Origin of the sequence: Pseudomonas sp. 313 (assembly GCF_000316965.1) — a bacterium.
GTDB classification, from domain to species: Bacteria; Pseudomonadota; Gammaproteobacteria; order Pseudomonadales; family Pseudomonadaceae; genus Chryseomonas; species Chryseomonas benzopyrenica.
Genome location: NZ_ANBZ01000035.1, coordinates 120885 through 145593, shown reverse-complemented (window position 1 = coordinate 145593; position 24709 = coordinate 120885). Strand labels below are relative to the sequence as shown.

The 24709-nt window shown below is 64.4% G+C and carries 28 protein-coding genes and 3 tRNA genes; 13 read left to right on the top strand and 18 right to left on the bottom strand.

Annotated elements, in window-relative coordinates; translation table 11 throughout:
• Window positions 1-387 precede the first annotated feature (387 nt).
• The 6 genes from uvrY to C722_RS0107875 all read left to right on the top strand — a co-directional run bounded on the left by uvrY (window position 388) and on the right by C722_RS0107875 (window position 3893).
• Window positions 388-1032, top strand: a complete 645-nt coding sequence (gene uvrY / locus C722_RS0107900; RefSeq protein WP_017639983.1) for a UvrY/SirA/GacA family response regulator transcription factor — start codon at window positions 388-390, stop codon at window positions 1030-1032.
• Window position 1033: 1 nt separating this feature from the next.
• A complete protein-coding gene (gene uvrC, locus C722_RS0107895) occupies window positions 1034-2860 on the top strand; it encodes an excinuclease ABC subunit UvrC (RefSeq protein ID WP_026083722.1) in 1827 nt (608 codons plus the stop codon).
• 31 nt (window positions 2861-2891) lie between these two features.
• Window positions 2892-3452, top strand: a complete 561-nt coding sequence (gene pgsA, locus C722_RS0107890; protein ID WP_017639981.1) for a CDP-diacylglycerol--glycerol-3-phosphate 3-phosphatidyltransferase — start codon at window positions 2892-2894, stop codon at window positions 3450-3452.
• A 61-nt stretch (window positions 3453-3513) separates the two neighbouring features.
• Window positions 3514-3589: transfer RNA gene (locus tag C722_RS0107885), tRNA-Gly, on the top strand.
• A gap of 36 nt (window positions 3590-3625) precedes the next feature.
• A tRNA-Cys gene (locus C722_RS0107880) sits at window positions 3626-3699 on the top strand.
• 107 nt (window positions 3700-3806) lie between these two features.
• A tRNA-Leu gene (locus C722_RS0107875) sits at window positions 3807-3893 on the top strand.
• A 43-nt stretch (window positions 3894-3936) separates the two neighbouring features.
• Here C722_RS0107875 and C722_RS0107870 read toward each other — a convergent pair.
• From C722_RS0107870 to sseA, 6 genes are all read right to left on the bottom strand, one after another.
• Window positions 3937-4197: a hypothetical protein gene (locus C722_RS0107870; protein ID WP_007161858.1), complete on the bottom strand. Its 261-nt coding sequence runs from the start codon at window positions 4195-4197 to the stop codon at window positions 3937-3939.
• A gap of 126 nt (window positions 4198-4323) precedes the next feature.
• On the bottom strand, window positions 4324-4551 hold the full coding sequence (locus tag C722_RS0107865; RefSeq protein ID WP_017639980.1) for a TIGR02450 family Trp-rich protein: 228 nt from the start codon (window positions 4549-4551) through the stop codon (window positions 4324-4326).
• Entirely contained in the window at window positions 4548-5213 is a 666-nt protein-coding gene (locus C722_RS0107860) for a gamma-glutamylcyclotransferase (RefSeq protein ID WP_017639979.1), read from the bottom strand. The genes C722_RS0107865 and C722_RS0107860 overlap by 4 nt, the downstream gene beginning before the upstream one ends.
• A 214-nt stretch (window positions 5214-5427) precedes the next feature.
• Complete coding sequence (gene ahpF, locus C722_RS0107855; protein WP_017639978.1) at window positions 5428-6987, bottom strand: alkyl hydroperoxide reductase subunit F; 1560 nt, start codon at window positions 6985-6987, stop codon at window positions 5428-5430.
• 83 nt (window positions 6988-7070) lie between these two features.
• A complete protein-coding gene (ahpC, locus tag C722_RS0107850) occupies window positions 7071-7634 on the bottom strand; it encodes an alkyl hydroperoxide reductase subunit C (RefSeq protein WP_007161854.1) in 564 nt (187 codons plus the stop codon).
• Between the two features lie 157 nt (window positions 7635-7791).
• Window positions 7792-8643, bottom strand: coding sequence for a 3-mercaptopyruvate sulfurtransferase (gene sseA, locus C722_RS0107845; RefSeq protein ID WP_017639977.1), 852 nt, complete (start codon window positions 8641-8643; stop codon window positions 7792-7794).
• Window positions 8644-8759: 116 nt separating this feature from the next.
• Here sseA and epsC point away from each other — a divergent pair, with 116 nt between their 5' ends.
• Complete coding sequence (gene epsC, locus C722_RS0107840) at window positions 8760-9704, top strand: serine O-acetyltransferase EpsC (RefSeq protein WP_017639976.1); 945 nt, start codon at window positions 8760-8762, stop codon at window positions 9702-9704.
• On the opposite strand, the gene tcyN is transcribed toward epsC, so the two are convergent.
• The 5 genes from tcyN to C722_RS24735 all read right to left on the bottom strand — a co-directional run bounded on the left by tcyN (window position 9695) and on the right by C722_RS24735 (window position 13751).
• Entirely contained in the window at window positions 9695-10459 is a 765-nt protein-coding gene (gene tcyN, locus C722_RS0107835; protein ID WP_017639975.1) for an L-cystine ABC transporter ATP-binding protein TcyN, read from the bottom strand. The genes epsC and tcyN overlap by 10 nt on opposite strands.
• Window positions 10456-11130 (bottom strand): cystine ABC transporter permease, encoded by a 675-nt coding sequence (gene tcyL, locus C722_RS0107830; RefSeq protein ID WP_017639974.1) that lies wholly within the window; start codon window positions 11128-11130, stop codon window positions 10456-10458. The genes tcyN and tcyL overlap by 4 nt, the downstream gene beginning before the upstream one ends.
• Complete coding sequence (gene tcyJ / locus C722_RS0107825; protein WP_017639973.1) at window positions 11127-11924, bottom strand: cystine ABC transporter substrate-binding protein; 798 nt, start codon at window positions 11922-11924, stop codon at window positions 11127-11129. The genes tcyL and tcyJ overlap by 4 nt, the downstream gene beginning before the upstream one ends.
• 112 nt (window positions 11925-12036) lie before the next feature.
• Window positions 12037-13029: a D-cysteine desulfhydrase gene (locus tag C722_RS0107820; RefSeq protein WP_017639972.1), complete on the bottom strand. Its 993-nt coding sequence runs from the start codon at window positions 13027-13029 to the stop codon at window positions 12037-12039.
• Window positions 13030-13097: 68 nt separating this feature from the next.
• A complete protein-coding gene (locus tag C722_RS24735) occupies window positions 13098-13751 on the bottom strand; it encodes a 7-cyano-7-deazaguanine/7-aminomethyl-7-deazaguanine transporter (protein WP_017639971.1) in 654 nt (217 codons plus the stop codon).
• 193 nt (window positions 13752-13944) lie between these two features.
• On the opposite strand from C722_RS24735, the gene C722_RS0107810 reads away from it, so the two are divergent.
• From C722_RS0107810 to C722_RS0107800, 3 genes are all read left to right on the top strand, one after another.
• Window positions 13945-14982 carry an NADP(H)-dependent aldo-keto reductase gene (locus C722_RS0107810; protein ID WP_017639970.1) on the top strand — a complete coding sequence of 346 codons (1038 nt, stop codon included), beginning with the start codon at window positions 13945-13947 and terminating at the stop codon, window positions 14980-14982.
• 176 nt (window positions 14983-15158) lie between these two features.
• Entirely contained in the window at window positions 15159-15863 is a 705-nt protein-coding gene (locus C722_RS0107805) for a hypothetical protein (RefSeq protein ID WP_017639969.1), read from the top strand.
• Window positions 15860-16216, top strand: coding sequence for an antibiotic biosynthesis monooxygenase (locus C722_RS0107800; protein ID WP_017639968.1), 357 nt, complete (start codon window positions 15860-15862; stop codon window positions 16214-16216). The genes C722_RS0107805 and C722_RS0107800 overlap by 4 nt, the downstream gene beginning before the upstream one ends.
• Here the strand turns inward: C722_RS0107800 and C722_RS0107795 are convergent.
• Together C722_RS0107795 and C722_RS0107790 are read right to left on the bottom strand one after the other, a co-directional pair.
• A complete protein-coding gene (locus C722_RS0107795; RefSeq protein ID WP_017639967.1) occupies window positions 16182-16556 on the bottom strand; it encodes a hypothetical protein in 375 nt (124 codons plus the stop codon). The genes C722_RS0107800 and C722_RS0107795 overlap by 35 nt on opposite strands.
• Window positions 16557-16705: 149 nt before the next feature.
• Window positions 16706-17188 carry a hypothetical protein gene (locus tag C722_RS0107790; protein WP_231355378.1) on the bottom strand — a complete coding sequence of 161 codons (483 nt, stop codon included), beginning with the start codon at window positions 17186-17188 and terminating at the stop codon, window positions 16706-16708.
• 239 nt (window positions 17189-17427) lie between these two features.
• Between C722_RS0107790 and galU the strand changes: the two genes are divergently transcribed.
• Both galU and gorA read left to right on the top strand, forming a co-directional pair.
• The gene (gene galU / locus C722_RS0107785; RefSeq protein WP_007161840.1) at window positions 17428-18258 is read left to right on the top strand and encodes a UTP--glucose-1-phosphate uridylyltransferase GalU; all 831 of its coding nucleotides are present in this window, start codon (window positions 17428-17430) and stop codon (window positions 18256-18258) included.
• 127 nt (window positions 18259-18385) lie between these two features.
• Entirely contained in the window at window positions 18386-19759 is a 1374-nt protein-coding gene (gene gorA, locus C722_RS0107780) for a glutathione-disulfide reductase (RefSeq protein WP_017639965.1), read from the top strand.
• 24 nt (window positions 19760-19783) lie between these two features.
• Here gorA and C722_RS0107775 read toward each other — a convergent pair whose 3' ends face one another.
• Entirely contained in the window at window positions 19784-20794 is a 1011-nt protein-coding gene (locus C722_RS0107775) for a bile acid:sodium symporter family protein (RefSeq protein ID WP_017639964.1), read from the bottom strand.
• 76 nt (window positions 20795-20870) lie between these two features.
• Here C722_RS0107775 and C722_RS0107770 point away from each other — a divergent pair, with 76 nt between their 5' ends.
• Window positions 20871-21665 carry a helix-turn-helix domain-containing protein gene (locus C722_RS0107770; RefSeq protein WP_017639963.1) on the top strand — a complete coding sequence of 265 codons (795 nt, stop codon included), beginning with the start codon at window positions 20871-20873 and terminating at the stop codon, window positions 21663-21665.
• Window positions 21666-21668: 3 nt separating this feature from the next.
• Here C722_RS0107770 and C722_RS0107765 read toward each other — a convergent pair whose 3' ends face one another.
• The 4 genes from C722_RS0107765 to C722_RS0107750 are packed head-to-tail and all read right to left on the bottom strand — an operon-like array spanning window position 21669 to window position 24680.
• Window positions 21669-22325, bottom strand: coding sequence for a glycosyltransferase family 2 protein (locus C722_RS0107765; RefSeq protein ID WP_017639962.1), 657 nt, complete (start codon window positions 22323-22325; stop codon window positions 21669-21671).
• Window positions 22322-22921 carry a trans-aconitate 2-methyltransferase gene (locus tag C722_RS0107760; RefSeq protein ID WP_017639961.1) on the bottom strand — a complete coding sequence of 200 codons (600 nt, stop codon included), beginning with the start codon at window positions 22919-22921 and terminating at the stop codon, window positions 22322-22324. The genes C722_RS0107765 and C722_RS0107760 overlap by 4 nt, the downstream gene beginning before the upstream one ends.
• Window positions 22918-23679 carry a PIG-L deacetylase family protein gene (locus tag C722_RS0107755; RefSeq protein ID WP_256204528.1) on the bottom strand — a complete coding sequence of 254 codons (762 nt, stop codon included), beginning with the start codon at window positions 23677-23679 and terminating at the stop codon, window positions 22918-22920. Before C722_RS0107755 ends, C722_RS0107760 begins: the two co-directional genes overlap by 4 nt.
• Window positions 23667-24680, bottom strand: a complete 1014-nt coding sequence (locus C722_RS0107750; RefSeq protein WP_371099775.1) for an acyl-CoA dehydrogenase — start codon at window positions 24678-24680, stop codon at window positions 23667-23669. The genes C722_RS0107755 and C722_RS0107750 overlap by 13 nt, the downstream gene beginning before the upstream one ends.
• Between the last annotated feature and the right edge of the window lie 29 nt (window positions 24681-24709).

The window sequence follows — 24709 nt, the reverse complement described above, 5'->3', positions numbered from 1 at the left end:
CTCAACAGGCCGCAGACCACCTAACTATGGCCGCGATCACGTTGCTGCTGCCAGGGCGCTGCCGAAGCAGATAGAGCGCATCGCCGTATGAAAGACATCGTAAGAGTGCTGCGATAGGCAGGCTTCGTCGTACCACTGGTAGGACTGTCGATACTCTAATCTGTAATGATTCTGGATCTGCTTCAATCTCATGCGTTTTTTCGGTATACAATGCCCAGTGGCCTAAGGCCGGTAGGCAAGGGGTGCGCAGCGTCGTACCCCTTTTTTCTTTGCCTGACCAATCAAATTTATAGCGTAGCCCAGGATCCTATCCCTTGAACGTTGGGATCCGCGGACTGTTGTTTAGGTGACGCAAGCGATGAAAGCGCAAGCGAAGGGGATTCGATTTTGATCAAGGTGCTGGTTGTCGACGATCATGATCTTGTTCGTACCGGCATCGTGAGGATGTTGGCGGATGTGGCAGGAATTCAGGTCGTCGGCCAGGCCGACAGTGGCGAAAATGCACTAAAGCTGGCTCGCGAGCTGGAGCCGGATGTCGTCTTGATGGATGTCCGGATGCCTGGTATGGGCGGGCTGGAAGCCACTCGCAAGCTGCTGCGCAGTCGCTCCGATCTGAAGGTGGTGGTCGTGACCGCCTGTGAAGAAGATCCCTTCCCGACCCGGCTGTTGCAGGCCGGCGCGGCAGGGTATCTGACCAAGGGGGCGGATATCGAAGAGATGATCACCGCCATCAAGCAAGCTTTCGCCGGGCGGCGTTACATCAGTGCGCAGATCGCTCAACAGCTCGCCCTGAAGCCTTTTCAGTCCAAGGCAGAGGCCTCCCCGTTCGATCAGCTGTCCGAGCGCGAGATCCAGATCGCCCTGATGATTGCCGGCTGCCAGAAGGTCCAGGTGATCTCTGACAAGCTCTGCCTGTCGCCCAAGACCGTCAACACCTACCGCTATCGGATCTTCGAGAAATTATCGATTACCAGCGATGTCGAATTGGCCATGTTGGCTGTTCGCCACGGCATGGTAGATGCAACGAGTTGATATGAGTCAATCTTTCGATGCTGCGGCCTTTCTATCCGGTTGCAGTGGACGTCCGGGTGTATACCGGATGTTCGATGGGGGCGGTAAGCTCCTCTATGTAGGCAAGGCCAAGAATCTCAAGAACCGCCTTTCGAGCTACTTCAGGAAGACTGGTTTAGCGCCGAAAACGGCGTCCATGGTGTCCAAGATCGCCCAGATCGAGATCACCATCACCGGCAACGAGACCGAAGCGCTCCTGCTGGAACAAAACCTCATCAAGCAGTGGCGCCCGCCCTACAACATCCTGTTGAGGGATGATAAGTCCTACCCCTATGTCTATCTCTCCACCGAGGATCAGTATCCTCGGCTGACCATTCATCGTGGCGAGAAGAGAGGGAAGGGGCGTTATTTCGGACCCTATCCCAGCGCCGGTGCCATTCGCGAAAGCCTCAATCTGCTGCAGAAAGCCTTCCAGGTACGGCAGTGCGACGACAACTACTTCCGCAATCGGACGCGTCCCTGCCTGCAGTACCAGATCAAGAGATGCAAGGGCCCCTGTGTCGCGCTGGTCAGCGAGCAGGAGTATGGCGAGGACGTTCGCCATTCGGCCATGTTTCTCGAAGGCCGCAGCAATGCCTTGGCAGAAGAGCTGCAAGCCAAGATGGAAACCGCCTCGATCAACTTGCAGTTCGAGCGAGCAGCGGAGTTGCGTGATCAGGTGGCCCTGGTCAGACGGGTGCAGGATCAGCAGAGCATCGAGGGTGGGACTGGGGATGTCGATGTCATAGCCGCCCTGGTCAACCCGGGTGGGGCCTGTGTGCATCTGGTCAGTGTTCGCGGCGGGCGGGTACTGGGCAGCAAGAATTTCTTTCCGGAGGTGGGGATCGAGGAAGACTCCAGCGAAGTGCTGGCCGCCTTCCTGGAACAGTACTACCTCGCCTACCTGGAGCGGGACCTGCCGGACGAGATCATCGTGAACTCCGTCCATGAGGACTTCGCCACCCTGATCGACGCCTTTGCCGAGGTTCACAAGCGCCAATTGGTCATTGCCCATCGCGTCCGGGGTACCCGGGCACGCTGGCAGCAGTTGGCGGTGACCAATGCGGAGCAGGCCTTGAATACGCGTCTCGCCAATCGTCAGCACATGGGGGTGCGTTTCGATGCCCTGGTGCAGGCGCTGGATCTGCCAGAACCTCCGCAACGGCTGGAGTGTTTCGACATCAGTCATTCCAGCGGCGAAGCGACGGTGGCGTCTTGCGTGGTCTTCGGGCCGGAAGGGCCGCTCAAGTCGGATTATCGTCGCTACAACATCGAAGGTGTGACAGCCGGTGACGACTATGCGGCCATGCACCAGGCGCTGACGCGGCGCTTCAGCCGGCTGAAGGCCGGCGAGGGCAAGTTGCCCGACATTCTGCTGGTGGATGGCGGCAAGGGCCAGTTGGCCATGGCCCGCGAGGTGCTCAGGGAGCTTGCCGTGCCGGACCTGGTCCTGCTGGGGGTCGCCAAGGGCGTTACTCGCAAGCCGGGGCTCGAAGTGCTGTATCTGGACGATCCTTCCAACGAATTCACCCTGCCGGCTCATTCCCCCGCGCTGCATCTCATTCAGCAGATTCGCGATGAGGCGCACCGTTTCGCCATCACCGGACACCGCGCACGTCGCGGCAAGGCACGCAGGACGTCCTCGTTGGAGGAGGTCGCCGGCATCGGACCCAAGCGCCGCCAGGAGCTCTTGAAGCACTTCGGCGGACTGCGTGAATTGCAGCGCGCCAGTATCGAGGAGATCGCCAAAGCGCCAAGCATTAGCAAAAAGCTGGCCGAGCAGATTTATGCGGCCTTGCACAGCGAGTAGAATCGCCTCACGTTCACCAATAGCCGCGCCAATGAATATTCCAAATCTGCTTACCGTACTGCGCGTCTTCCTCATTCCGCTCTTCGTCATCCTGTTCTACCTGCCAGTCCATTGGAGTTACTGGACCGCCAGTGCCGTCTTCGCCATCGCCTGTGCGACCGATTGGCTGGATGGCTACCTGGCCCGTCGCCTGGGGCAGAGCACGCCCTTTGGCGCCTTCCTGGATCCGGTGGCGGACAAGCTCATCGTCGCCGTGGCGCTCGTGCTGCTGGTGCAGGAGCATGCCAACGCCTGGCTGACGTTGCCTGCCGTCATCATCGTCGGTCGCGAGATCGTGGTGTCCGCACTGCGTGAGTGGATGGCCGAGCTGGGTGCGCGTGCCCAGGTGGCGGTATCCAATCTGGGTAAGTGGAAGACGGCGGCGCAGATGCTGGCCCTGGTCATTCTGCTGGCCAATCCGCCGCAGATGACTTTCTGGGTGATCAGTGGTTATGCCTTGCTCATCGTCGCGGCGGCCTTGACCCTGTGGTCCATGTGCACCTATCTGATGGCGGCCTGGCCGCACCTGATGAGCGCCGAGAAAAAGAAATAAGTTTTTTGAATCAATGGCTTGACATAAAGGGTAGCTCAGATAGAATGGCGCCCGTCACCAAGCGGGAATAGCTCAGTTGGTAGAGCACGACCTTGCCAAGGTCGGGGTCGCGAGTTCGAGTCTCGTTTCCCGCTCCATGTTTTACATGAGTGTCGCAAGACATTCAGGTTTGAGGCCGGGTGGCAGAGTGGTCATGCAGCGGATTGCAAATCCGTGTACGCCGGTTCGATTCCGACCTCGGCCTCCACTATTGAAAGCCCCGTAGATCTCAGGTCTACGGGGCTTTTCATCATCCAGGGATGTGTGAATACTGGATCAGGTTCTGCGGACTCGGAAATTGCTTGGTCCGGCTATGCCCGAGTGGTGAAACTGGTAGACACAAGGGACTTAAAATCCCTCGACTTAACGGTCGTGCCGGTTCGATTCCGGCCTCGGGCACCATCCAAAGAAAAAGGCCACTCACGCATGAGTGGCCTTTTTTCGTTTAGGAGGGAATCGTCCAGTAGGGTGTTTCATCCGCGTCGCGTTCGATGCGGGAGCGGCTGTCGAGAATGAAGGCCTCGAGCATGGCGGCGTCGAGCAATTCGGTGCGGGCGATAGGGCGGTTGAGCACCGACTGACCGCTGCGGGAAAAGACCTCGACATCGTAGGCACGCTGATCGCGCGTGGAGATCACGCAACGCAACGGCTCGAATCCGCCTTTCAGGGTGTTGAAGGCACTGGCGAGTTCGACATAGAGGGTCATCCGGAAGAGCTTCCTGTTCAAAGGTGGCACTGTGACAGCATTGGCTGCTACAGGGTTTCACCTTTGCAGAAAAGTGCCGTCATATCGCGATGCTAGTCGCAAAATCCCGGCGCTGCTTTCGGATTTTCATTGCCAGCCTTGCAGCCAGCATTCTGCATCCTGCAGCTCGTGCCAGTCCAGCGTCCAGGTGCGGCGAGTGAGAACGGCTTGTATATCTATCTGCGAGATGGGATCGGTCTCGACGTCCGGGGTGTGGACGCGGGTGACGATGAAGTGCTTTTGCCGTTCCCGCGGCTGGACGGCCGTCCATTTGCTGAGCAGCAGCTTGTTGGGGTTGATCTGACGCCGCCTCATCCCTGCATGGCCTCCAGCAGCGGGGCGCTGCGATAACGTTGCAGCAAGGCTTCGAGGTTGCGATCGGGCATGGCGTGGGCCCTGAGCGCCGTAATGGTGCGCTCGACGTACTCCAGGGTGGTGCCGAAATGGCCGCAGGCTTCGGTCAGGACGCGATTGAGGATGTCATCGGAGAGGCTGCCGGCATAGCAGGGGAGATTGCGTTTGAGCACGAAGCCGAGCGCCTGGACCTTGCTGCCGTCTTCGAGGTGACATTGCAGCCAGCGGGGGCGGTAGGAGCCATCTGGCATCTCCCGTTTCCAGAGCGCCAGCAGATGATCGTCCAGCTGATCATCGGGCAACTGGTAGGCGAAGCCCGAGCAGGAGCCGCCGCGATCCAGGCCCAGTACCAGGCCAGGTTGCTCGGGGGTGCCGCGGTGTAGCTGGGACCAGAGATAGAGGCCACGGTGATAGCCATGTACCCGAGCCCGGCGCACGGCGACGGCGGGGCACTCGGGGCGCCAGATCAGCGAGCCGTAGGCGAACAGCCACACCGGGCCGGGTTGGCGTTGGGCCAGGGTGGCCTCCAGAGAGGCTACGAGTTCAGGATGGGTGAGCGGGGTGGCGGGCGCCAGCTTGGGGGGATAGGAATCGTGGGTGCTGGAAGAAATCTGTCTATGCATATGTCGCCTGGTCCTCAACCGCTGGAGCTGCCAGGTCTAGGAACCCGGCACTAAGATCCTAACGAAAGTCCGGGAAGAACTCCTAGACCGTTCGTGCCCATCTTTATGACGCCTGGTTAGGTTGCAGCGAGAAACATGCCAGGGCGCACCGGAAAAGCGCCAGACGAAAAAAAAGCCCGGCGGTTGCCGGGCTGAGAAAAGAGCACGAGACCAATCAGACGCTGGTGCGGATCAGGTGATCGAAGGCGGCCAGGGACGCCTTGGCGCCTTCGCCCAGAGCAATGACGATCTGCTTGTAGGGCACGGTGGTGACGTCGCCTGCAGCGAAGACGCCGGGCAGGGAGGTCTGGCAACGGGCGTCGACTTCGATCTCGCCACGCGGCGACAGCTCGACGGTGCCCTTGAGCCAATCGGTGTTGGGCACCAGACCGATCTGCACGAAGACGCCTTCCAGCTCGATGTGATGGAACTCGCTGGAGTTGCGATCCTTGTAGACCAGGCCGTTGACCTTCTGGCCGTCACCCTTGACTTCACTGGTGAGGGCGCTGGTGATGACGGTCACGTTGGGCAGGCTGAACAGCTTGCGCTGCAGCACGGCGTCGGCACGCAGCTGGCCGTCGTACTCGATCAGAGTCACCTGGGCGACGATGCCGGCGAGGTCGATGGCGGCCTCGACACCCGAGTTGCCGCCACCGATCACGGCGACGCGCTTGCCCTTGAACAGGGGACCGTCGCAGTGCGGGCAGTAGGCCACGCCGCGGTTGCGGTATTCCTGCTCGCCCGGGACGTTCATTTCGCGCCAGCGGGCACCGGTGGCGAGGATCAGCGTCTTGGCCTTGAGCGAGCCGCCATCGGTGAAGCGAACCTCGTGCAGGCCGCCGGCTTCGTGGGCCGGGATCAGCTGCTCGGCGCGCTGCAGGTTCATGATGTCGACTTCGTACTGCTTGACGTGCTCTTCCAGCGCCATGGCCAGTTTCGGACCTTCGGTCTCCTTGATGGAGATGAAGTTCTCGATAGCCAGAGTGTCCAATACCTGACCGCCGAAACGCTCGGCGGCGACGCCGGTACGAATGCCCTTGCGTGCGGCATAGACGGCGGCTGCGGCACCGGCTGGGCCACCCCCGATGACCAGGACATCGAAGGCGGCCTTGGCATTGAGCTTGTCGGCGGAGCGGGCGGCGGCGCCGGTGTCGAGCTTGGCGACGATCTCTTCCAGGCCCATGCGGCCCTGGCCGAAGGGTTCGCCGTTCAGGTAGACGCTGGGCACGGCCATGATCTGGCGGCGCTCGACCTCGTCCTGGAACAGGGCACCGTCGACGGCGACGTGCTTGACCCGGGGATTGAGCACGGCCATGAGGTTCAGGGCCTGCACCACGTCCGGGCAGTTCTGGCAGGAGAGGGAGAAATAGGTTTCGAACTGGTAGTCGCCGTCGAGGGCCTTGACCTGCTCGATGACGTCCTGGCTTGCCTTGGAGGGATGACCGCCCACCTGTAGCAGGGCCAGGACCAGGGAAGTGAATTCGTGGCCCATGGGCAGGCCGGCGAAGCGCAGGTCGATGTTCTGACCAGGGGTCAGCAGGGCGAAGGAGGGACGACGCGCATCACTGCCGTCGGTGCTGAGGCTGACCTGATCGGACAGGCTGGCGATGTCCTGCAGCAGGCTGTGCATTTCACGGGACTTCGCGCCATCGTCGAGGGACGCGACGATCTCGATGGGGCGCGTGACGCGTTCGAGGTAGGTCTTGAGCTGGGCTTTCAGATTGGCGTCCAACATGGCGACGTGGCTTCCGTAAAAAATGGGCAAAAAAAGAGCGCGCGGGCAAGGCGCCCGGGCGCTCGGGCTGGATCAGGCGGGCGTTAGATCTTGCCTACCAGGTCCAGCGAGGGGGTCAGGGTAGCTTCGCCTTCTTTCCACTTGGCGGGGCAGACTTCGCCCGGATGGTTGGCGACGTACTGGGCAGCGCGGACCTTGCGCAGCAGTTCGCTGGCGTCACGGCCGATGCCGTTGTCGTGGATTTCGCACAGCTTGATCTGGCCTTCCGGGTTGATCAGGAAGGTGCCACGCAGGGCCAGGCCTTCTTCTTCGATCAGGACTTCGAAGTTGCGTGCCAGGCGAGCGGTGGGATCGCCTACCAGCGGGTAGTTGACCTTCTTGATGGCTTCCGAGGTGTCGTGCCAGGCCTTGTGCGCGAAATGGGTGTCGCAGGACACGCCGTAGATCTCGACGCCCAGCTTCTGGAACTCGGGGTACAGGTCAGCAAGGTCTTCCAGTTCGGTGGGGCACACGAAGGTGAAGTCGGCCGGGTAGAAGACGATGGCGGACCACTTGCCCTTCAGATCGGCCTCGGTCACCTGGACGAATTTGCCGTTGTGGTAGGCGGTCGCGGTGAAAGGCTTCACTTCGGTGTTGATCAGGGACATTGATGACTCCTTGATGGGTTTAAGTCAGGGTTGAAATCGATAGGACGCATACTAATCGCATTTTGACGATTCACCTCATTGTTAAAGGCGATGCCAACGATTGGGCGTCTCTATCGGATACTACAGGTATTGAGGCAAATCAGTGACTTAGCCTGCCTCAGGCCGGGCCCAGCGCCTTAGTCGTAGCAGGATGCTGACCCCATTCGCTCCAAGAGCCGTCGTAGAGTCGACCATCCGGCAGGCCGGCGACGCTGAGGGCGAGCAGCAGTACCGCGGCGGTGACGCCACTGCCGCAGCTGGTGATCACCGGATGCAGGCCATCTATACCCAGTGCCTGGAAGCGCTGGCGCAGCTCCTGGGGTGGCAGCAGGGTACCGGCCGCGGTCAGCAGGCTGTCGTAGGGCAGATTCTGGCTGCCGGGCATATGACCAGAGGCCACGCCTGGGCGTGGTTCGGGAGTTTCGCCAGTGAAGCGCTTGGCGCCGCGGGCATCGAGGACCTGGGTCTGGCCCAGGCTGAGCGCGGTCTGCACATCGCCCAGGCCACACAGCAGGCGATTGTTGAAGATGACCGGGTAGGGCGGCTGCGGGCTGGGCTGGTTTTCACCGGCCTCCAGCGGCAGGCCCTGTTCCCGCCAGAGTAGCAGGCCGCCATCGAGCACCATCACCTGGTCGTGGCCGAACAGGCGGAACAGCCACCAGGCCCGGGCAGCAGAGAAAAGGCCCTTCTGGTCGTAGACCACCAGGGTCGTCTCGGGGGTGACGCCCAATTCGCCCGCGAGGCGGGCGAAACGGCCCGCGCTGGGGACCATGTGCGGCAGCGGGGTGTCCGGATCGGAGAAGTGTTCGATATCGAAGCGCAGGGCACCCGGGATGTGCTGCTGTCGATAGGTCTCGTCGGCGATCTGGGGTTCGTTGGGCAGGTAGAGACTGGCATCGAGGATCAGCAGATCCGGGCGACCGAGTTGCTCCTGCAGCCAGGTGGCGGTGACCAGCGGGGAGGCGATCATGGGCGGCGTTCCTTGATGAACAAAGGGCGACAGCTTAGCGCGCCTGGCGCGACGTGGGCTGTCAGGGATCAGCGGATACTTTATCCTCGTCAGCCTGGCAACTGGATAGATGACTTATGAGCGAACTTAACGGGCAATCCACGGGCGGCAATGACTGGCAACTAGGACGGATCGTCGGTGAACTGCATGAGGCGCGCAGCCAATGGCGCGAGACCCATGGACGCTTCCGCGAATTCAGCGGCCGCGAATTGCCGTCGCGCAGCGTCATGGCCAGCGTGATCGAATCCCTGAGCGGTGCGCTCTTTCCGCTGCGCCTCGGTCCGGATCAGTTGCGCCAGGAAAGCGAGGACTTCTATGTCGGCTTCGAGCTGGAGCGCGCGCTCAATGCGTTGATGATCCAGGCAAAGCTGGAGCTGGACTATTTCGCCAAGCAACGTGGCGAGAATGGCGTCAATCGCGCCGACGAGGCGCGCCGGCTGGTGCAGGCCTTCGCCCTGGCGTTACCGGACCTGCGCCGTCTGCTGGATACCGACGTGATCGCCGCCTACCAGGGTGATCCCGCGGCGCGCAGCGTGGACGAGGTGCTGCTCTGCTATCCGGGCATCCATGCGATGATCCATCACCGCATCGCCCATCACTTCTATCGCAGCGGTTTGCCGTTGCTGGCGCGCATGGTCAGTGAGCGGGCGCATTCGGCGACCGGGATCGATATCCACCCGGGCGCCCAGATCGGCGAAGGCTTCTTCATCGACCATGGCACGGGCGTGGTGATTGGCGAGACTTGCATCATCGGTGACCGGGTACGCATCTATCAGGCCGTGACCCTGGGCGCCAAGCGCTTCCCGGCCGATGCCGAGGGCAACCTCAAGAAGGGGCACCCGCGCCACCCCATCGTCGAGGACGACGTGGTGATCTATGCCGGAGCGACCATCCTCGGGCGCATCACCATCGGCCAGGGCTCGACCATCGGCGGCAACGTCTGGCTGACCCATGGCGTGCCGGCCAACAGCAACGTCAGCCAGGCCAGCCTGCAGGGCTGCGCCGGTCTGGCTCAGGAGTAGTCGGCGGCGTTGTCACGAGCGAACTTGGCGAGAAAGCGCCGGGTTCGTTCCTCGCGTGGGTGATTGAACAACTCGGCCGCCGGGCCCTGCTCGACGATGCGTCCACCGTCCATGAACAGCACCCGGTGGGCGACGTCGCGGGCGAAGGCCATCTCGTGGGTGACGATGAGCAGGGTGCGACCCTCCTGGGCCAGCCCGCGGATGGTCTCCAGCACCTCGCCGACCCGTTCGGGATCCAGCGCCGAGGTGGGTTCGTCAAAGAGGATGGCCTGGGGGCGCATGGCCAGCGCCCGGGCGATGGCGACCCGCTGCTGCTGGCCACCCGATAGCTGCCCTGGATAGCTGTCGACCTTGTCGGCCAACCCGACCTTGGCCAGCAGCTCGCGACCGCGGACGAGGGCGGTGTCGCGCGGCTCGCCCTGGACGATGAGGGGACCCTCGATCACGTTCTCCAGCGCGGTGCGATGGGGAAACAGATTGAAGTTCTGGAAGACGAAGCCCATGCGCTGGCGCAACGTGCGAATGCTGCCCTGCTGGGCCTTCAGCGGCCGGTTGGCATCGATGCGCAGGTCCCCCAGGCGGATGCTCCCGGCCTCTGGTGTCTCCAGCAGATTCAGGCAACGCAGCAGGGTGGTCTTCCCCGAGCCGCTGGGACCGATGATGGCCACCACCTCGCCTTGAGCCACCTGGAGGTCGATGGCCTGGAGCACGGTCTGCTGTTGAAAGTACTTGGACAGCCCCTGCACCTCGATCATGACGGGCCTCGTTCGTTGATGTGGCGGCCGTAGTGCCGCTCCAGGCGGTTCTGCAGGGTCGACAGCAGGCTCGCCAGCACCCAGTAGAGCAGTGCTGCCGCCAGGTAGAGACTGAAGATCTCGAAGGTGCGGGCAGTGATCAGCTGGGCCTGGCGGAACAGCTCAGGCACCTGGATGGTGGCGGCCAGCGAGGTGTCCTTCACCAGCGAGATGAAGCTGTTGCCCAGTGGCGGCAGGGCGATGCGCAGGGCCTGGGGCAGGATGGCCCGCCTTAGGGTCTGCAAGGGCGTCATGCCGATGCTGGCGGCGGCTTCCCACTGGCCGCGGTCGATGGCGCCGATGGCCGAGCGGATGATTTCCGCGGTGTAGGCGGCCATGTTCAGCGAGAAGCCGATCAGCGCCGCCGGCAGCGGATCGAGCTGCAGACCCAGCTCAGGCAGGCCGTAGTAGATGACGAACAGCTGCACCAGCAGCGGCGTACCCCGGAAGAACGAGATGTACAGCCGCGCCAGGCTGCGCAGCGGCAGACTGTGCGAACGGCGCAGCAGGGCCAGGCCGAAGCCCAGCAACAGGCCGAAGAACATGCCGCCGAGGCTGAGGACCACGGTCCAGATCGCGCCCTTCAGGAGGAAGGGCAGCGAATCGAGCAGGAGCTGTAGCGTGTCGCTCATTGGGTGACGTCGGCCTTGAACCACTTCTCGGAGATCTTGGCCAGGGTGCCGTCGGCGCGCAACTTGGCGATGGCCTGGTCGACCGCGGCATGGAATTCCGGATCACCCTTGCGTTCGGCGATGCCCGACTCCTGGCGGCTGAAAGGTTCGCCGGCCAGGGCCAGACGATCCTTGGTCTTGGACAGCAATTCCAGGGCGGCCAGGCGGTCGACGAGGATGGCGTCGATGCGGCCGACGCGCAGGTCCTGGTACTTGGTGGGATCGTCTTCGTAGGTGCGCACGTCCGCCTTGGGTACGTTCTGGCGCAGCCATTGCTCGTAGTTGGTTCCCAGGCCGACACCGACCTTCTTCCCGGCGAGATCGGCGGCGGTCTTGATACTGTCGACGTCGTCCTTGCGCACCAGGGCCTGGATGCCGGAGACGGTGTAGGGGGTGGAGAAATCGTATTTCTTCTTGCGCTCGTCGCTGATGGTGACCTGGTTGATCACCACGTCCAGACGACGGGATTCCAGGGCGGCCAGCAGGCCATCCCACTTGCCGGGCTGAATCTTGGCATCGACGCCCAGTTCCTTGGCCAGGGCCTTGGCGAAGTCCACTTCGAACCCGGTCAGTTGGCCCTGTTCGTTCTGGAAGCTGAAGGGTGGGTAGGTGCCTTCCAGGCCGACGACGAGTTCGCCGCGCTGCTTGACGGTCTGCAGGAGGTCTTCCGCCTGGGCGGTGGCCTGGTGGGCCAGGCCCAGGGCCAACAGCAGGGCGGCGCTACGGAGCAGACGCTGGGGGAGAGGCTTGCGCATGAAGGAAATCCTTGAGGTTGTGAGGGTGCGCCACTATGGGGGTGTCTGATCTGACATCCCAAGTCCGAGAACTGCTGACGTTATGCCATCGTCCAGTTCGTTGGCTAGCCGATCACGCCAACCAGTCGCCATAGGCGAAGGTGCCCGGCGCGCCGCCGGTGTGCAGGAAGACCAGCGGGCCGGGTGGCAGGGCGCCGCTCGCCACCAGGTCCAGCAGGCCCGCCATGGCCTTGCCAGTGTAGACCGGGTCGAGCACCAGGCCTTCCAGCCGGCCCAGCCGGCGGATGGCCGCCAGGGTGCCGGCATTGGGTTCGCCATAGCGGGGGCCGAAGTAGCCGTCGCGCAGTTGCGGCGGATCCTGGGACAGCGCGACGCCCAGCAGCTCGGCCAATTGCTGGCGCAGCTGGGTGACCTTGGGCAACTGGTCGGCCTGGGTACGGGAGACGGTGACGCCGATCACCGGCAGGTCGGGGCGCAAATGGTGCAAGGCCAGATCCAGGCCGGCCTGGGTGCCGGCACTGCCGGAGGCCAGGATGATGGCCGCGGGTTGCAGGTCCAGGGCGTCCAACTGAGCGTCCAGTTCCAGACCCGCACGCACATAGCCGAGGGCGCCCAGGGCGCTGGAGCCGCCAATGGGGATCACCCAGGGCTTGCGTCCTTGCTGGCGCAGGCGCGCGGCTTCGGCCTCCAGCTGGCGGACCGGGTCGTCGAGTGCGGCGACCGACTTGATCTCGGCACCGAACAGTTCCAGCAGCAGGCGATTGCCGCCGTGCAGATAGCCGTGATCCGCGGTGGCGATGGGATTTTCCAGCAGGGCGACGCAGGCCAGGCCCTGTTGCGCGGCGACGGCGGCGGTCTGACGGACATGATTGGACTGGATGGCCCCGGCGGTCACCAGGGTGTCGGCGCCGGCGGCCAGCGCCTCGGCGACCAGGTATTCCAGCTTGCGCACCTTGTTGCCGCCCAGGGCCAGGCTAGTGGTGTCGTCGCGCTTGCAGTAGACCGGTCGGCCCAGCTCCGCCGAGAGCCGCGGCAGGACCTCCAGCGGGGTCGCCGAGGGTTGCAGCGTCAGGCGCGGAAAGCGGGCGAGGGCAGTGGCGAGCATGGCGGGACCCTGGGCAGTGAAGAGGGCATCACTCTAGGGCCAAGCCTCGCCCGCCAGCAATCCTGGCCTCAGGCGAGGTCCGGACGACGCGCCCAGGCCTGGGGCACCAACGAGCGCAGCAGCACGCCGTAGAGGGGGACGAAGAGCAGCAGGCTGACCGTCAGCTTGACGCCGTAGTCCACCAGAGCGATCTCCGGCCAGTGGCTGGCCATGAAGGGATTGTCGCTGTGCCAGAAGGCGATGGAAAAGAAGGCCAGGGTATCGAGGGCGTTGCCGAACAGGGTCGAGACCGTAGGCGCCAGCCACCAGTGGCGCGAACGCCGCAGCCGGTCGAACACCTGGATGTCGAGCAGCTGGCCGAGCACATAGGCGCAGAAGCTGGCCAGGGAGATGCGCAGGACGAAGACGTTGAGCGCGGCCAGCGCCGCCCAGCCCTGGAAGCTGCCGTCCTGGAACAGCACCGAGACCGCGTAGGAAACCACCAGGGCTGGGAGCATGACCCGGGCGATGACCTGGCGGGCCGGCGCCTTGCCCATCACCCGGACGGTGAGGTCGGTGGCGAGAAAGATGAAGGGAAAGCTGAAGGCGCCCCAGGTGGTGTGCCAGCCGAACAGCTGCAGCGGCAACTGCACCAGGTAGTTGCTGGCGATGATGATGAGGATATGGAAGGCGACGAGCGCGGCCACGAGGGCACGCTGCGGGGTGGCAAGCAAGGCACACATGGGCAGTCCTTTTTTGGTTACCTGGGGTGAGGGAACCCAGGGCGCTGAGGCGGGGCGACATTCTACGGATTCGCGGCTCGCCTGGCGAGGGTGCGGTGGTCGGCGCCCGATCGAAAGGCTCATCAGCGCGATGGGCAGAGCGGGCAGCCTCCTGCTAACTTGTACGACTTCCGCACCGACAGAGAGCTTCCTGATGCACTTTCGATCGCTGGGTCGTACCGATCTCAAGGTTAGCGCCATCGCGCTGGGCACCATGACCTGGGGTGAGCAGAACACCGAGGCCGAGGCCTTCGAACAACTGCGCGCCGCCAAGGCCGCTGGGGTCAATTTCATCGACACGGCGGAGATGTATCCGGTGCCGCCACGTGCCGAGACCTATACCCGCACCGAGACCATCATCGGCAACTACTTCCGTCGGCATGGCGATCGCGCCGACTGGGTGTTGGCCAGCAAAGCGGCCGGTCCGGGGCGCGACATGGACTATATCCGCGAGGGTGGTCTGGCCTTTACCAAGGCCAATCTCACCGCGGCGTTGGAGGCCAGTCTCCAGCGGCTCAACACCGACTATCTGGATCTCTACCAGCTGCACTGGCCGGATCGCCGCACCAACTACTTCGGTCAGCTGGGCTACGAGCACAGCGAGGCGGCCTTCACGCCCCTCGAAGAGACCCTGGAGGCCCTCGACGGCCTGGTGCGCGCGGGCAAGGTCCGCCATGTGGGGCTGTCCAACGAGACGCCCTGGGGCGTCCAGCAATTCCTGCACCTGAGCGAGACCCGGGGTTGGCCGCGGGTGGTCTCCATCCAGAATCCCTACAACCTGCTCAATCGCAGCTTCGAGGTGGGCCTGGCCGAGCAGGCCATCCGCGAGCAGGTGGGCCTGCTGGCCTATTCGCCGCTGGCCTTCGGCGTGCTGGCGGGCAAGTACCTGCAGGGCGCGCGCCCGGAAGGGGCGCGGCTGACCCTGTTCGAACGCTTCCAGCGCTACAGTAATCCCCAGGCGCAAAGGGCTGCCCAGGCCTATGTCGAGCTGGCACGGGAACGCGGTCTGGATCCGGCGCAGATGGCTCTGGCCTTCGTCACCAGCCGGCCCTTCGTGACCAGCAACATCATCGGCGCCACCTCGCTCGTTCAGCTGGAAAGCAACCTGGCGAGCAGCGAATTGGTACTGGACCAGGACACCCTGGCCGCCATCGAAGCCATCCACGTCGACCAGCCCAATCCGGCGCCCTGATCGCGTGGTATCCGGCGCCCGGTACATCAGCGGTACCGGGCGCTTTTTTTGGCTCGCCTGACTGGACGGTGACCAACAGGGCAGTGGCGCAAGGCCTGCTGTCCGCGACGCCTATTAAAACTGCGGCCTCGACGCCCTAGAGTCGGTCGGACCTCCTACGCCTGCAGGTATCCGTCATGACGTCGTACGAAATCGTGCTCCTGGGTGACCAGGACGCTTCCATCGTGGCTCATCAGGCCATCCCCCAGGCCCTGGCGCTGACCGCCAGGACATTGGGCATCACGTTGCGATCACGCTGGCTGCCGAGTGTGGCGGCCGATGGCGCCCTGGCTGAGTGCGATGGCCTCTGGTGCGTGCCGGGTAGTCCATACCGTAATCGAGACGGGGTGCTGGCGAGCATTCGCACCGCCCGTGAACGGCGGATTCCCTTTCTCGGTACCTGTGGCGGGCTGCAGTACGCCCTGCTGGAGTACGCTCATGCCGTGTTGGGCTGGACGGATGCGGCCCACGCCGAGGAGGATCCGCTGACGTCGCGAGCGCTGCTGGCGCCCCTGAGCTGTGCCCGCATCGAGTATCACAATGATCTCCGCCTGGAGCCTGGTTCGCGCCTGGCGGAGGGCGAGGGCGGTCTGCGGGCGCAGGCCAGCTATCACTGTCGCTTCGGCGTAAATCCCGAGTACCTGCCGGCCTTGCTCGCCGCCGGCTGGCGGGTACTGGCCTGGGATGAGGAAGAGGTGCCCGTGGCCTTCGAGCTGGCCACCCAGCCCTGCCACTTCGGCACCCTCTATCAGCCCGAGCGTGAAGCGCTGACCGGCCGGGTGCCCGCCGCGGTGCGCGCCTGGCTGGAGGCCGTGGTCGCAGCGCGGAGACTACAACCATGAGCCGGCCGGACCTGCCGCCCGATTGCGTGGTGATCGCCTTCGTCTCGCAACGGGCAGACGACGATCCGGCCTATGAGCGCATGGCGGCGCGCATGCTGGAGCTGGCGCAGGCGCAACCGGGTTTTCTCTGGGTGGAATCGGTACGCGGCGCCGATGGCCTGGGCATCACCCTGTCCTATTGGACCGACCAGGCCGCGGTCGCGGCCTGGGGTGCCCATCCGGAGCATCGCCAGGCGCAACGGTTGGGCCATGAACGCTGGTATCGCTGGCATGACACCCGGGTCCTGCGACTGCTGTCGTCGCGCACCGGGACGGGCGTCATTCCAGGCGGATCGCGCCCAGCGCCAGAGTGACGCGAATCCAGCCGATGCGACTGTCTTCGCCGATCAGCATGACCTTCTTCCAGGGGCGGAAGGGCGCGCTTTCGAGGACCAGGATGCGGTCCCCTGGTTCGAGCATGGCGAGCAGTTGGCGATTGGCGACCACGCTGCGCTCCGGCATCGAGGGATACTGCATCAGCGGAATCTGGCCGCCACGGATCTGCCAGGTCTCGCCACTGGCGGCGTTGATGAAGGTCGGCAGCCGCGTCAGCAGGATGGCCAGCGCGAAGAACCCGATCAGCAGCAGGACGAGCCGCTGCGTCACGGTGCGGGCGGCAACGATATCGGGTGACAGCTTGCCAAGCGAGGACATGGGAATGGCTCTGGGCGGCGGACGGTAGAGGCTCGATGCTACCGTCGTGCGGCCCATTGACATCATTCACATGAAGGAAAGGTCAACGGCTGCTCATTCGCCAGTGCCAGACTGTGAACGGCCGCAAAGCGGCCGGCTAGAGGGACGGCTCAGGGCGCCAGCTGGCGGGTGACTTCCACGGCCTTGTCGAAGGACGGATAGCCGCTCTTGGCCACCGCCAGCTCGCCATAGGCGCTCTTGTAGGTCTGCGCCTGGATGGGATCCGCTTCAGGAACCAGGAAGGGATCGGTGTACAGGCGATAGAGCAGGGCATAGGCCAGCGGATAACGATGATCGGCAGAGGCGTTCAGCAATTCCAGGACATCATCGGTCTGCGGGCCCTGCTTGATGGCGATCACCGCGCGATAGAACTCCACCTCGCCATCGGCACTGGTCCCGCCGTTGCGCAAGAGCAGGGCATCCGCGAGCTTGAGCTGTTCTTCGCTGCCACCCAATACCAGCAGCTTGGCCTGCAACAGGTCGTTCTGGCGCAGCAGGGTGGTCTGTTCCGCGCTGAGCGGCCGCGTTTCCGCTACCTCGTGGTGACCGCCCAGGGAGCAGCCGGCGAGGGAAACACACAGCAACGGGAGCATCCATTTCTTCATGTCGAGATCTATCCGCGGAGTCGTGACGCTGGTTCCAAACTTTGGACGATAGCAGTTCTTTGCAGCTTTGCGCAGAACCGGAAGGCAATCCTGGAGTCGTATCCGCACGTCCACAGAGCGCCCGTGCCTGGCTATTTCCAGCGTCGCGCGCTTCGGGCATTGTATGCGACAAGCGGCTGGATAGACCGCCGTTCGTTTTGCCTTCACGTACAGATCAAAGGACTCCCATGATCACCAAATGTCTGTTTCCGGCAGCCGGCTATGGCACTCGTTTTCTCCCTGCGACCAAAGCCATGCCCAAGGAAATGCTGCCCATTGTGAACAAGCCGCTGGTGCAGTACGCCGTGGAGGAAGCTCTGGAGGCGGGCCTGCATCAGATCGGGATCGTCACCGGTCGTGGCAAGCGCTCGCTGGAAGACCATTTCGACATCAGCTACGAGCTGGAAAGCCAGATCAAGAACACCGACAAGGAAAAGTACCTGGTCGGCATTCGCAAGCTGATCGACAACTGCACCTTCTCCTACACCCGTCAGGTGGAAATGAAGGGCCTGGGTCACGCCATCCTGACCGGCCGCCCGCTGATCGGTGACGAGCCTTTCGCCGTGGTCCTGGCGGACGACCTCTGCCTGAACCTGGAAGGCGACAGCGTCCTCAAGCAGATGGTCAAGCTGTACAACCAGTTCCGTTGCTCCATCGTGGCCATCCAGGAAGTCCCGGCCAACGAGACCAACAAGTACGGTGTGATCGCCGGCGAGATGATCCGTGACGACATCTACCGGGTGAACAACATGGTCGAGAAGCCCAAGCCGGAAGATGCGCCGTCCAACCTGGCGATCATCGGCCGCTACATCCTGACCCCGGACATATTCGACCTGATCGAACAGACCGAGCCGGGCAAGGGTGGCGAGATCCAGATCACCGATGCCCTGATGAAGCAGGCCCAGGACGGTTGCGTACTGGCCTACAAATTCAAGGGGCAGCGTTTCGATTGCGGTAGCGCGGAAGGCTTCGTGGAAGCCACCAACTTCTGCTTCGAGAATCTGTACAAGGCGCTGTAAGACGCCCTGTGCGATGGACGAGGCCACCTGCGGGTGGCCTCGTCGTTTCTGGCGGTTGGCCAGCCGCGCCGCTGCCCGGGGTGGCCTTGCGTTATGCTGGCGCCAGCAGCAGCAGAGAGAGAGCTCCATGACGACCTATGATTTCGACCTCTTCGTGATCGGCGCCGGTTCGGGCGGCGTGCGCGCGGCGCGTTTCGCCGCCGACTTCGGGGCCCGGGTGGCGGTAGCGGAAAGCCGTTACCTCGGCGGGACCTGTGTGAACGTGGGCTGCATGCCCAAGAAATACTTCATCTACGGCGCTTCCTTTCGCGATGAATTCCGTCAGGCCCGGGGCTATGGCTGGGACGCCGAGGTCCCGGCCTTCGACTGGAATACCCTGGTCGCCAGCAAGGATCACGAGATCCGCCGGTTGAACGGCATCTACCGCGCCCTGCTGGTCAACAGCGGAGTGACCCTGCTGGAGGCCCATGCCCGCATCCTCGATCCCCACACCGTCGAGGTGGAAGGCCAGCGCTATCGCTGCGAGCGCATCCTCATCGCCACCGGTGGCTGGCCGGACGTGCCGGATTTCCCCGGTCGCGACCATGCCATCACCTCCAACGAAGCCTTCTACCTGCCGGAGCTGCCCAAGCGGGTGGTGGTGGTGGGCGGTGGCTACATCGCCGTGGAATTCGCCTCGATCTTCCAGGGCCTGGGCGCCAAGACCACCCTGCTGTATCGCCGCGAACTGTTCCTGCGCGGCTTCGACCAGGGCGTGCGCGAGCACCTGCGCGACGAGATGCTCAAACGTGGCCATGATCTGCAGTTCAATGCCGACGTGGCGCGGATCGACAAGGCCGCCGATGGCAGCCTGCAGGTGACGCTCAAGGACGGGCGCGTCCTGGAAGCCGATTGCGTCTTCTACGCCACTGGCCGCCGGCCGATGCTGGATGACCTGGGCCTGGAAAACACCGGCGTCGCCCTGGACGAGCGCGGCTTCATCGAGGTCGGCGAGACCTTCCAGACCACGGAGCCATCGATCTACGCCATCGGCGACGTCATCGGTCGGGTGCAACTGACCCCGGTGGCGCTGGCCGAGGGCATGACCCTGGCGCGACACCTGTTCAGCCCCGACAGCTATCGCCCGCTGAACTACGACCTGATCGCCAGCGCGGTCTTCAGCCTGCCCAATCTAGCTAGCATCGGCCTGAGCGAGGAAGAGGCGCGCGAGCGTGGCCACCGGCTGAAGATCTTCCAGAGCAGCTTCCGGCCGACCAAGCTGAGCTTGACCGAGGTGCAGGAGCGCACCCTGATGAAGCTGGTGGTGGATGCCGACAGCGATCAGGTGCTGGGCTGTCACATGGTCGGACCGGACGCCGGCGAGCAGATCCAGTGCCTGGCCATCGCCCTCAAGGCGGGAGCGACCAAGGCCTGCTTCGACGACACCCTGGGCATCCATCCCACCGCCGCGGAAGAGTGGGTCACCATGCGCAAACCGGTTCGCGAGGACGAGGCGCGCTGATCGGGCGCCTCACCGCCGCGCGCATCACTTGGGTAGCGGCGCTACCGCGGGCGTGACAGGCGCTACCGCCTCACGCTTGGCGTAGCGCTGGGCCAGCACCGCGCAGACCATCAGCTGGATCTGGTGGAACAGCATGATCGGCAGCAGCACCGGCCCCATGGTGCTGCCGGCGAACAGCACCTTGGCCATGGGCACTCCCGTGGCCAGGCTCTTCTTGGAGCCGCAGAAGACCACGGTGATTTCGTCTTCCTTGCTCATGCCCAGCAGCCGCGCGCTGTAGCGGGTGGCGAGCAGCACCAGGGTCAGCAGGGTGGCGCAGATGAACACCAGGCCCACCAGCGACAGGATCGGCGTCTCCCGCCAGAGGCCTTCGATCACCGCTGCACTGAAGGCGGTATAGACCACCAGCAGGATGGAGCCCTGGTCGACGAACTTGAGCTTGCCCTTGTGGCGGTCCACCCAGTGGCCGATCACCGGGCGCAGCAGCTGGCCGGCGACGAAGGGCAGCAGCAGCTGGACGCAGATCTTGACGATGGCATCCAGGGTGCTCTGGCCATCCGAGCCGCCATGGGCGTCGAGCAGCAGCCGGACCAGCAGCGGCGTGAGGAAGATACCGAGCAGGCTGGACAACGACGCGCTGCAGACCGCCGCCGAGACATTGCCGCGGGCCATGGAAACGAAGGCGATGGAGGACTGCACCGTGGCGGGCAGGGCGCACATGAACAGCACGCCCAGATAGAGCTCGGGCGTCACCAGCGGCGCCAGCAGCGGCTGCAGCGCCCAGCCCAGCAGCGGAAAGCTGATGAAGGTGAAGGCGAACACCAGCAGGTGCAGCCGCCAATGGGTGATGCCGGCCACCAGTGCCTGGCGCGACAGCTTGGCGCCATGCAGGAAGAACAGCAGGCCGATGGCGATGTTGGTCACCACGTTGGCGATCTGGGCGGCGAGGCCCCGGCAGGGCAGCACGCTGGCAAGAATCACCGTGGCGACCAGCATTAGGGTGAAGTTATCGGGCATCAGGCGGGGACGAGCCATGGTCTCTCTCGGGTTGTCTGCGAATAGCCCCAAGGCTATCGTCTCCTGACCTAGCCGACTAACGCGAAAAGCCCCAATGATGTCGTCAAACGGACAGTCTGCGGTCGAACGTCCCGTTCCCGAACTCGCCAACCTGCCACGGCGCCTCTATGCCCGGGTCGAATCCCTGGCGCAACCGGCCTGGACGCCCTGGCACCGGCATCCCTGGGGGCAGCTGTCCTATGCCATCAAGGGCGTGCTCACGGTGACCACCGCCGAGGGCAGCTATGTGGCGCCACCGCAGCGGGCGGTGTGGATCGCCGCCGATGTCGAGCATCAGGTGCGTTCCTCGCCCAAGGCGGAGATGCGCAGTCTCTATGTCAGTGCCAAGGCGGCGCCCTATGTCGGTGAGCGCTGTCGGGTGGTGGCGGTGAGTCCCTTGATCCGTGAGCTGATCAAGACCTTCAGTGGCTTCGCCCGGGAGTATGACGAGGACGGTACCGAGGGCAGGCTGGTGTCGGTGATGCTGGATCAGTTGCAGGCGGCGCCCGAGGTGGGGCTATCGCTGCCGGCGCCCCAGGATGGCCGGCTGCGCCTGCTGTGCGAGGCCCTAGCGGCCAATCCGTCGGACGATCGTACCCTGGCGCAGTGGTCCGGGGTGCTGGGCGCCTCGGAAAAGACCCTGAGTCGGGCCTTTCTGCGGGATACCGAGCTGACCTTCAGAACCTGGCGGCAGCGGTTGCGGCTGATCAGTGCCCTGGAGCGCCTGGAGCAGGGCGCCGCGGTGACCGAGGTGGCGCTGGATTGCGGCTACAACTCGCCGTCGGCCTTTATCGCCGCCTTTCGCCGGCAGTTCGGCGCGACACCCGGGGCCTTCGCCCTGGGGGCCTAAGGGTCAGGCGGTAGCGCCAAGCAGATTCAGGTAGTCGCCGAAGCCGCCGCGCGCGCGGCAATCCAGCCGTGAGCTGGTACGGACGCGTACGCTGTTGCTCCAGGCGATGCGTGCGCCCTGGGTCTTGAGCGCGGTGACCAGGCTGACGTCTTCGTCCACGGTCATGGACGGAAAGCCGCCGGCTTGCAGATAGGCTGCGGTAGAAATGCCGAAGTTGGCGCCATGGATGTGCTGATGGCCTTCGCGGTCGTGATAGGCCGCCTCGTAGCGGGCTCTCAGACCAGGCGAATGTGGCGTCCAGTCATCCACCTCCACTACGCCACAGACGGCATCGGCGCCATAGGCGAGCTGGGCGGCGAACCAGTCCGGCGCCACCTCGGAGTCCGCATCGGTGCAGGCCAGCCAGCGAGCGCCACGCTGGATCAGGTGCGCCGCACCGGTCGCCCGGGTCAGGCCGACGTTGCAGGCCCAGACCTCCAGGGCGGTCACCGGCAAGCGGTGAACGATGTCGGCGGTGCCGTCGGTGCAGCTGTCCAGCACGATGACGATCTCGACGGCTTCACCCAGCAGCGCCGGATGTCGCGCGGCGCGCAGCACCGATTGCAGGCAGCGTTCGACGTGTTGCTCTTCGTTATGAGCGGGTATCACGGCACCTATCATAGAAGCTGCTCCCGGCGGGCGACGGAGGTGGGGTCGGAGGACCAGAGGGTGAGGAGAAAATCGGATTCTTCGAGGTGGCTCAGGCGATGCAGGCCGGGCAGGGCGGCCATGCGTTCGTGGACCTGGTCGCCGGTCAGGGCGCAGCCCTCGATGGGGTGGCGCCAGTGGCAACCGAGCAGGACGCCGCCGGGTAGCAGGGCGCTGTGAGCGCGATCCAGCAAGGCCGCCAGGCCGTTCTCGCCCAGGTAGTAGCCGATCTCGCTGATGACGATGAGATCGAAGGCGCCTGCCGGCCAGGCGTCCGGCAACAGCAGGTGGCGTACCTCGACATGGGCCTGATCGGCCAGGCGCTCGCGGGCCGTGGCGACCGCGGAGGCGTTGCCGTCGCTGACCAGCAGGCGTTCGCAACGCTCGGCCAGCCGCCTGGACAGCTCACCGGTGGAACAGCCCGGCTCGTAGCCCTGGGTGTAGCGGCGGTGGGGCAGCATGGCCAGGGTCAGGTCCCGCTTGCGCGCCTCGTACCAGCGATGACGATAGTCCCAGGGGTCTTCACTGCTGGCGTACAGGGAGTCGAAATAGCTCATGGAGACGGTCACGTCAGATAGACCTCCCAGGCACGGGTGAGACGGGCGACCACCGCAGGCGGCAGGATCGGCCCCTGTCCCGTGCTGGCATCCTCGGTCAACTGACTGCCGAAGGCATTCACCGCATGCTTCTTCAGCGCCAAAACGTCTTCTTCCAGATCCAGGCGGCGCGCTCTTTCCCAGGGCACCCGTGGGTCACCCGGAGCGGCCCAGTGCCAGGTCCAGACCGGTACTTCGATGCAGCGAGCGCCACGCAGCCGGCAGGCTTCCACCGCGGCGCGGCCGGTGGCTTCGTGATCGGGATGGCCATCCAGCCGCCAGGTGGCGAAGACCACGTCCTCGGGCGTGATGAATTCCAGCAGCCGCTGTTGCAGCACGGCTTCCTGCTCGCTCACCTGGCCATCCGGAATCGCCAGGCGCGTCACGGTGGCGCGCTCCAGGCGCAGGCGGCGCAGGGCCTCGCGGGTCTCCAGTGGACGGGTATTGCGCAGTCGGGTGGTGGGCCAGAGGGTGGATCGCGGGTGACTACCATCGCCATCGGTGACCGCTACCAGCGCCAGGCGGCGACCCAGTTCACCCAGCTGGCAGAGCAGGCCGCCGCAGCCCAGGATCTCGTCGTCCGGATGCGGCGCGACGACCACCGCGCGATGTCCGGGCGGGACCAGTTGCGACGCCTCGATGGCCGGCATCTCGCCAAAGCCGGACCACTGTAGCCAGGCCTCGGGCGTGGTGCCGGCTCCTTGAATCTGACGATCGCCTACAGTTGCCAAGGGGCACCCTCCAGCAGATTGAGGTCACCCAGTACCGCCAGATCACGCTCGGCATGACTCTGGCGCAGGTAGACCGGCAGGTCCGCCATATGGCGGGCGCAGTAGGCGTCGCGGCATAGCGGGGCGGCGCCAAAGGCCCGGCCGGTATGGCGGACGACGATTTCGGCGCACTGTTCGACCAGGGCCCGTAGCTGGCAGATGGGATAGCGGGCGTCCGCTACAGGCTCCTGATCTATCCAGTGGGCCGCCTGACGCAGCGCGGTCGCGGCGCCGAGCAACGCGGCATCCACGTGGCCCAGATGGGCCAGGGCATGGGGCTCGCGATGGCGTTTGCAGTAGGCGCGCAGGGTATCGGCCAGGGCGGTGGCCGAGCCATACCAGCAGGCGGCAATGCCCCCGCCGCCGTGCCAGAAGCCAGGGCGATGCAGATAACGGCCAGGGGCACCGACCAGTACGCCAGCTGCACCATCGAACAGCACGTCGACGCTGCCCGTATGCTGCATGCCGATCGCCCGCCAGCCGTCCTGAGTGACCTCGACGCCGGGTTGATTCATTTCCACCGCCACCAGCATCGGATGGTCGTCCATCCAGGCGGTGACCAGGGCGTGACTGACCAGAGCGGCACCGGAGCACCAGGACTTGCGGCCGTGCAGGGTGACCATGCTGTCGGCGCCATAGCGCACCAGCAGCCGGGCATCCGGCGGCTCGGCGGCCCAGACACCCCAGAGGCTGCCGGGAGGCGGCACGAAGCCATCCAGTTCGCTGAGGATGGCGAGGGCGTCGGTGTGGCCTTCGTACAGCTTGACCAGGCCCAGGTCGTGATTGGCTACCTTGGCCAGGGCGCGCCAGCGCTCCAGGGTCTGCCCCTGGCCTGGCAGCGGCAGGCGATCGAGGCCGCGCTGGTTGAGAATCTGGAGTCGGTGTTGCAGCAGTGCAGGAGTGACCTCGTCATAGGCCCACTCGTCCAGGGTGTCCTGAAGGTTATCCAGATCGATCGACATCGGCTCCATCCCGTGGCTGGCGACGGCGC

What these genes read in the sequence shown, in the direction of transcription:
- uvrC (WP_026083722.1), top strand. Translation starts at nt 1,034, where the DNA reads ATGAGTCAATCTTTCGATGCTGCGGCCTTTCTATCCGGTTGCAGTGGA.
- pgsA (WP_017639981.1), top strand. Translation starts at nt 2,892, where the DNA reads ATGAATATTCCAAATCTGCTTACCGTACTGCGCGTCTTCCTCATTCCG.
- C722_RS0107870 (WP_007161858.1), bottom strand. Translation starts at nt 4,197, where the DNA reads ATGACCCTCTATGTCGAACTCGCCAGTGCCTTCAACACCCTGAAAGGC.
- C722_RS0107865 (WP_017639980.1), bottom strand. Translation starts at nt 4,551, where the DNA reads ATGAGGCGGCGTCAGATCAACCCCAACAAGCTGCTGCTCAGCAAATGG.
- C722_RS0107860 (WP_017639979.1), bottom strand. Translation starts at nt 5,213, where the DNA reads ATGCATAGACAGATTTCTTCCAGCACCCACGATTCCTATCCCCCCAAG.
- ahpF (WP_017639978.1), bottom strand. Translation starts at nt 6,987, where the DNA reads ATGTTGGACGCCAATCTGAAAGCCCAGCTCAAGACCTACCTCGAACGC.
- ahpC (WP_007161854.1), bottom strand. Translation starts at nt 7,634, where the DNA reads ATGTCCCTGATCAACACCGAAGTGAAGCCTTTCACCGCGACCGCCTAC.
- sseA (WP_017639977.1), bottom strand. Translation starts at nt 8,643, where the DNA reads ATGATCGCCTCCCCGCTGGTCACCGCCACCTGGCTGCAGGAGCAACTC.
- epsC (WP_017639976.1), top strand. Translation starts at nt 8,760, where the DNA reads ATGAGCGAACTTAACGGGCAATCCACGGGCGGCAATGACTGGCAACTA.
- tcyN (WP_017639975.1), bottom strand. Translation starts at nt 10,459, where the DNA reads ATGATCGAGGTGCAGGGGCTGTCCAAGTACTTTCAACAGCAGACCGTG.
- tcyL (WP_017639974.1), bottom strand. Translation starts at nt 11,130, where the DNA reads ATGAGCGACACGCTACAGCTCCTGCTCGATTCGCTGCCCTTCCTCCTG.
- tcyJ (WP_017639973.1), bottom strand. Translation starts at nt 11,924, where the DNA reads ATGCGCAAGCCTCTCCCCCAGCGTCTGCTCCGTAGCGCCGCCCTGCTG.
- C722_RS0107820 (WP_017639972.1), bottom strand. Translation starts at nt 13,029, where the DNA reads ATGCTCGCCACTGCCCTCGCCCGCTTTCCGCGCCTGACGCTGCAACCC.
- C722_RS24735 (WP_017639971.1), bottom strand. Translation starts at nt 13,751, where the DNA reads ATGTGTGCCTTGCTTGCCACCCCGCAGCGTGCCCTCGTGGCCGCGCTC.
- C722_RS0107810 (WP_017639970.1), top strand. Translation starts at nt 13,945, where the DNA reads ATGCACTTTCGATCGCTGGGTCGTACCGATCTCAAGGTTAGCGCCATC.
- C722_RS0107805 (WP_017639969.1), top strand. Translation starts at nt 15,159, where the DNA reads ATGACGTCGTACGAAATCGTGCTCCTGGGTGACCAGGACGCTTCCATC.
- C722_RS0107800 (WP_017639968.1), top strand. Translation starts at nt 15,860, where the DNA reads ATGAGCCGGCCGGACCTGCCGCCCGATTGCGTGGTGATCGCCTTCGTC.
- C722_RS0107795 (WP_017639967.1), bottom strand. Translation starts at nt 16,556, where the DNA reads ATGTCCTCGCTTGGCAAGCTGTCACCCGATATCGTTGCCGCCCGCACC.
- C722_RS0107790 (WP_231355378.1), bottom strand. Translation starts at nt 17,188, where the DNA reads ATGCTCCCGTTGCTGTGTGTTTCCCTCGCCGGCTGCTCCCTGGGCGGT.
- galU (WP_007161840.1), top strand. Translation starts at nt 17,428, where the DNA reads ATGATCACCAAATGTCTGTTTCCGGCAGCCGGCTATGGCACTCGTTTT.
- gorA (WP_017639965.1), top strand. Translation starts at nt 18,386, where the DNA reads ATGACGACCTATGATTTCGACCTCTTCGTGATCGGCGCCGGTTCGGGC.
- C722_RS0107775 (WP_017639964.1), bottom strand. Translation starts at nt 20,794, where the DNA reads ATGGCTCGTCCCCGCCTGATGCCCGATAACTTCACCCTAATGCTGGTC.
- C722_RS0107770 (WP_017639963.1), top strand. Translation starts at nt 20,871, where the DNA reads ATGATGTCGTCAAACGGACAGTCTGCGGTCGAACGTCCCGTTCCCGAA.
- C722_RS0107765 (WP_017639962.1), bottom strand. Translation starts at nt 22,325, where the DNA reads ATGATAGGTGCCGTGATACCCGCTCATAACGAAGAGCAACACGTCGAA.
- C722_RS0107750 (WP_371099775.1), bottom strand. Translation starts at nt 24,680, where the DNA reads ATGTCGATCGATCTGGATAACCTTCAGGACACCCTGGACGAGTGGGCC.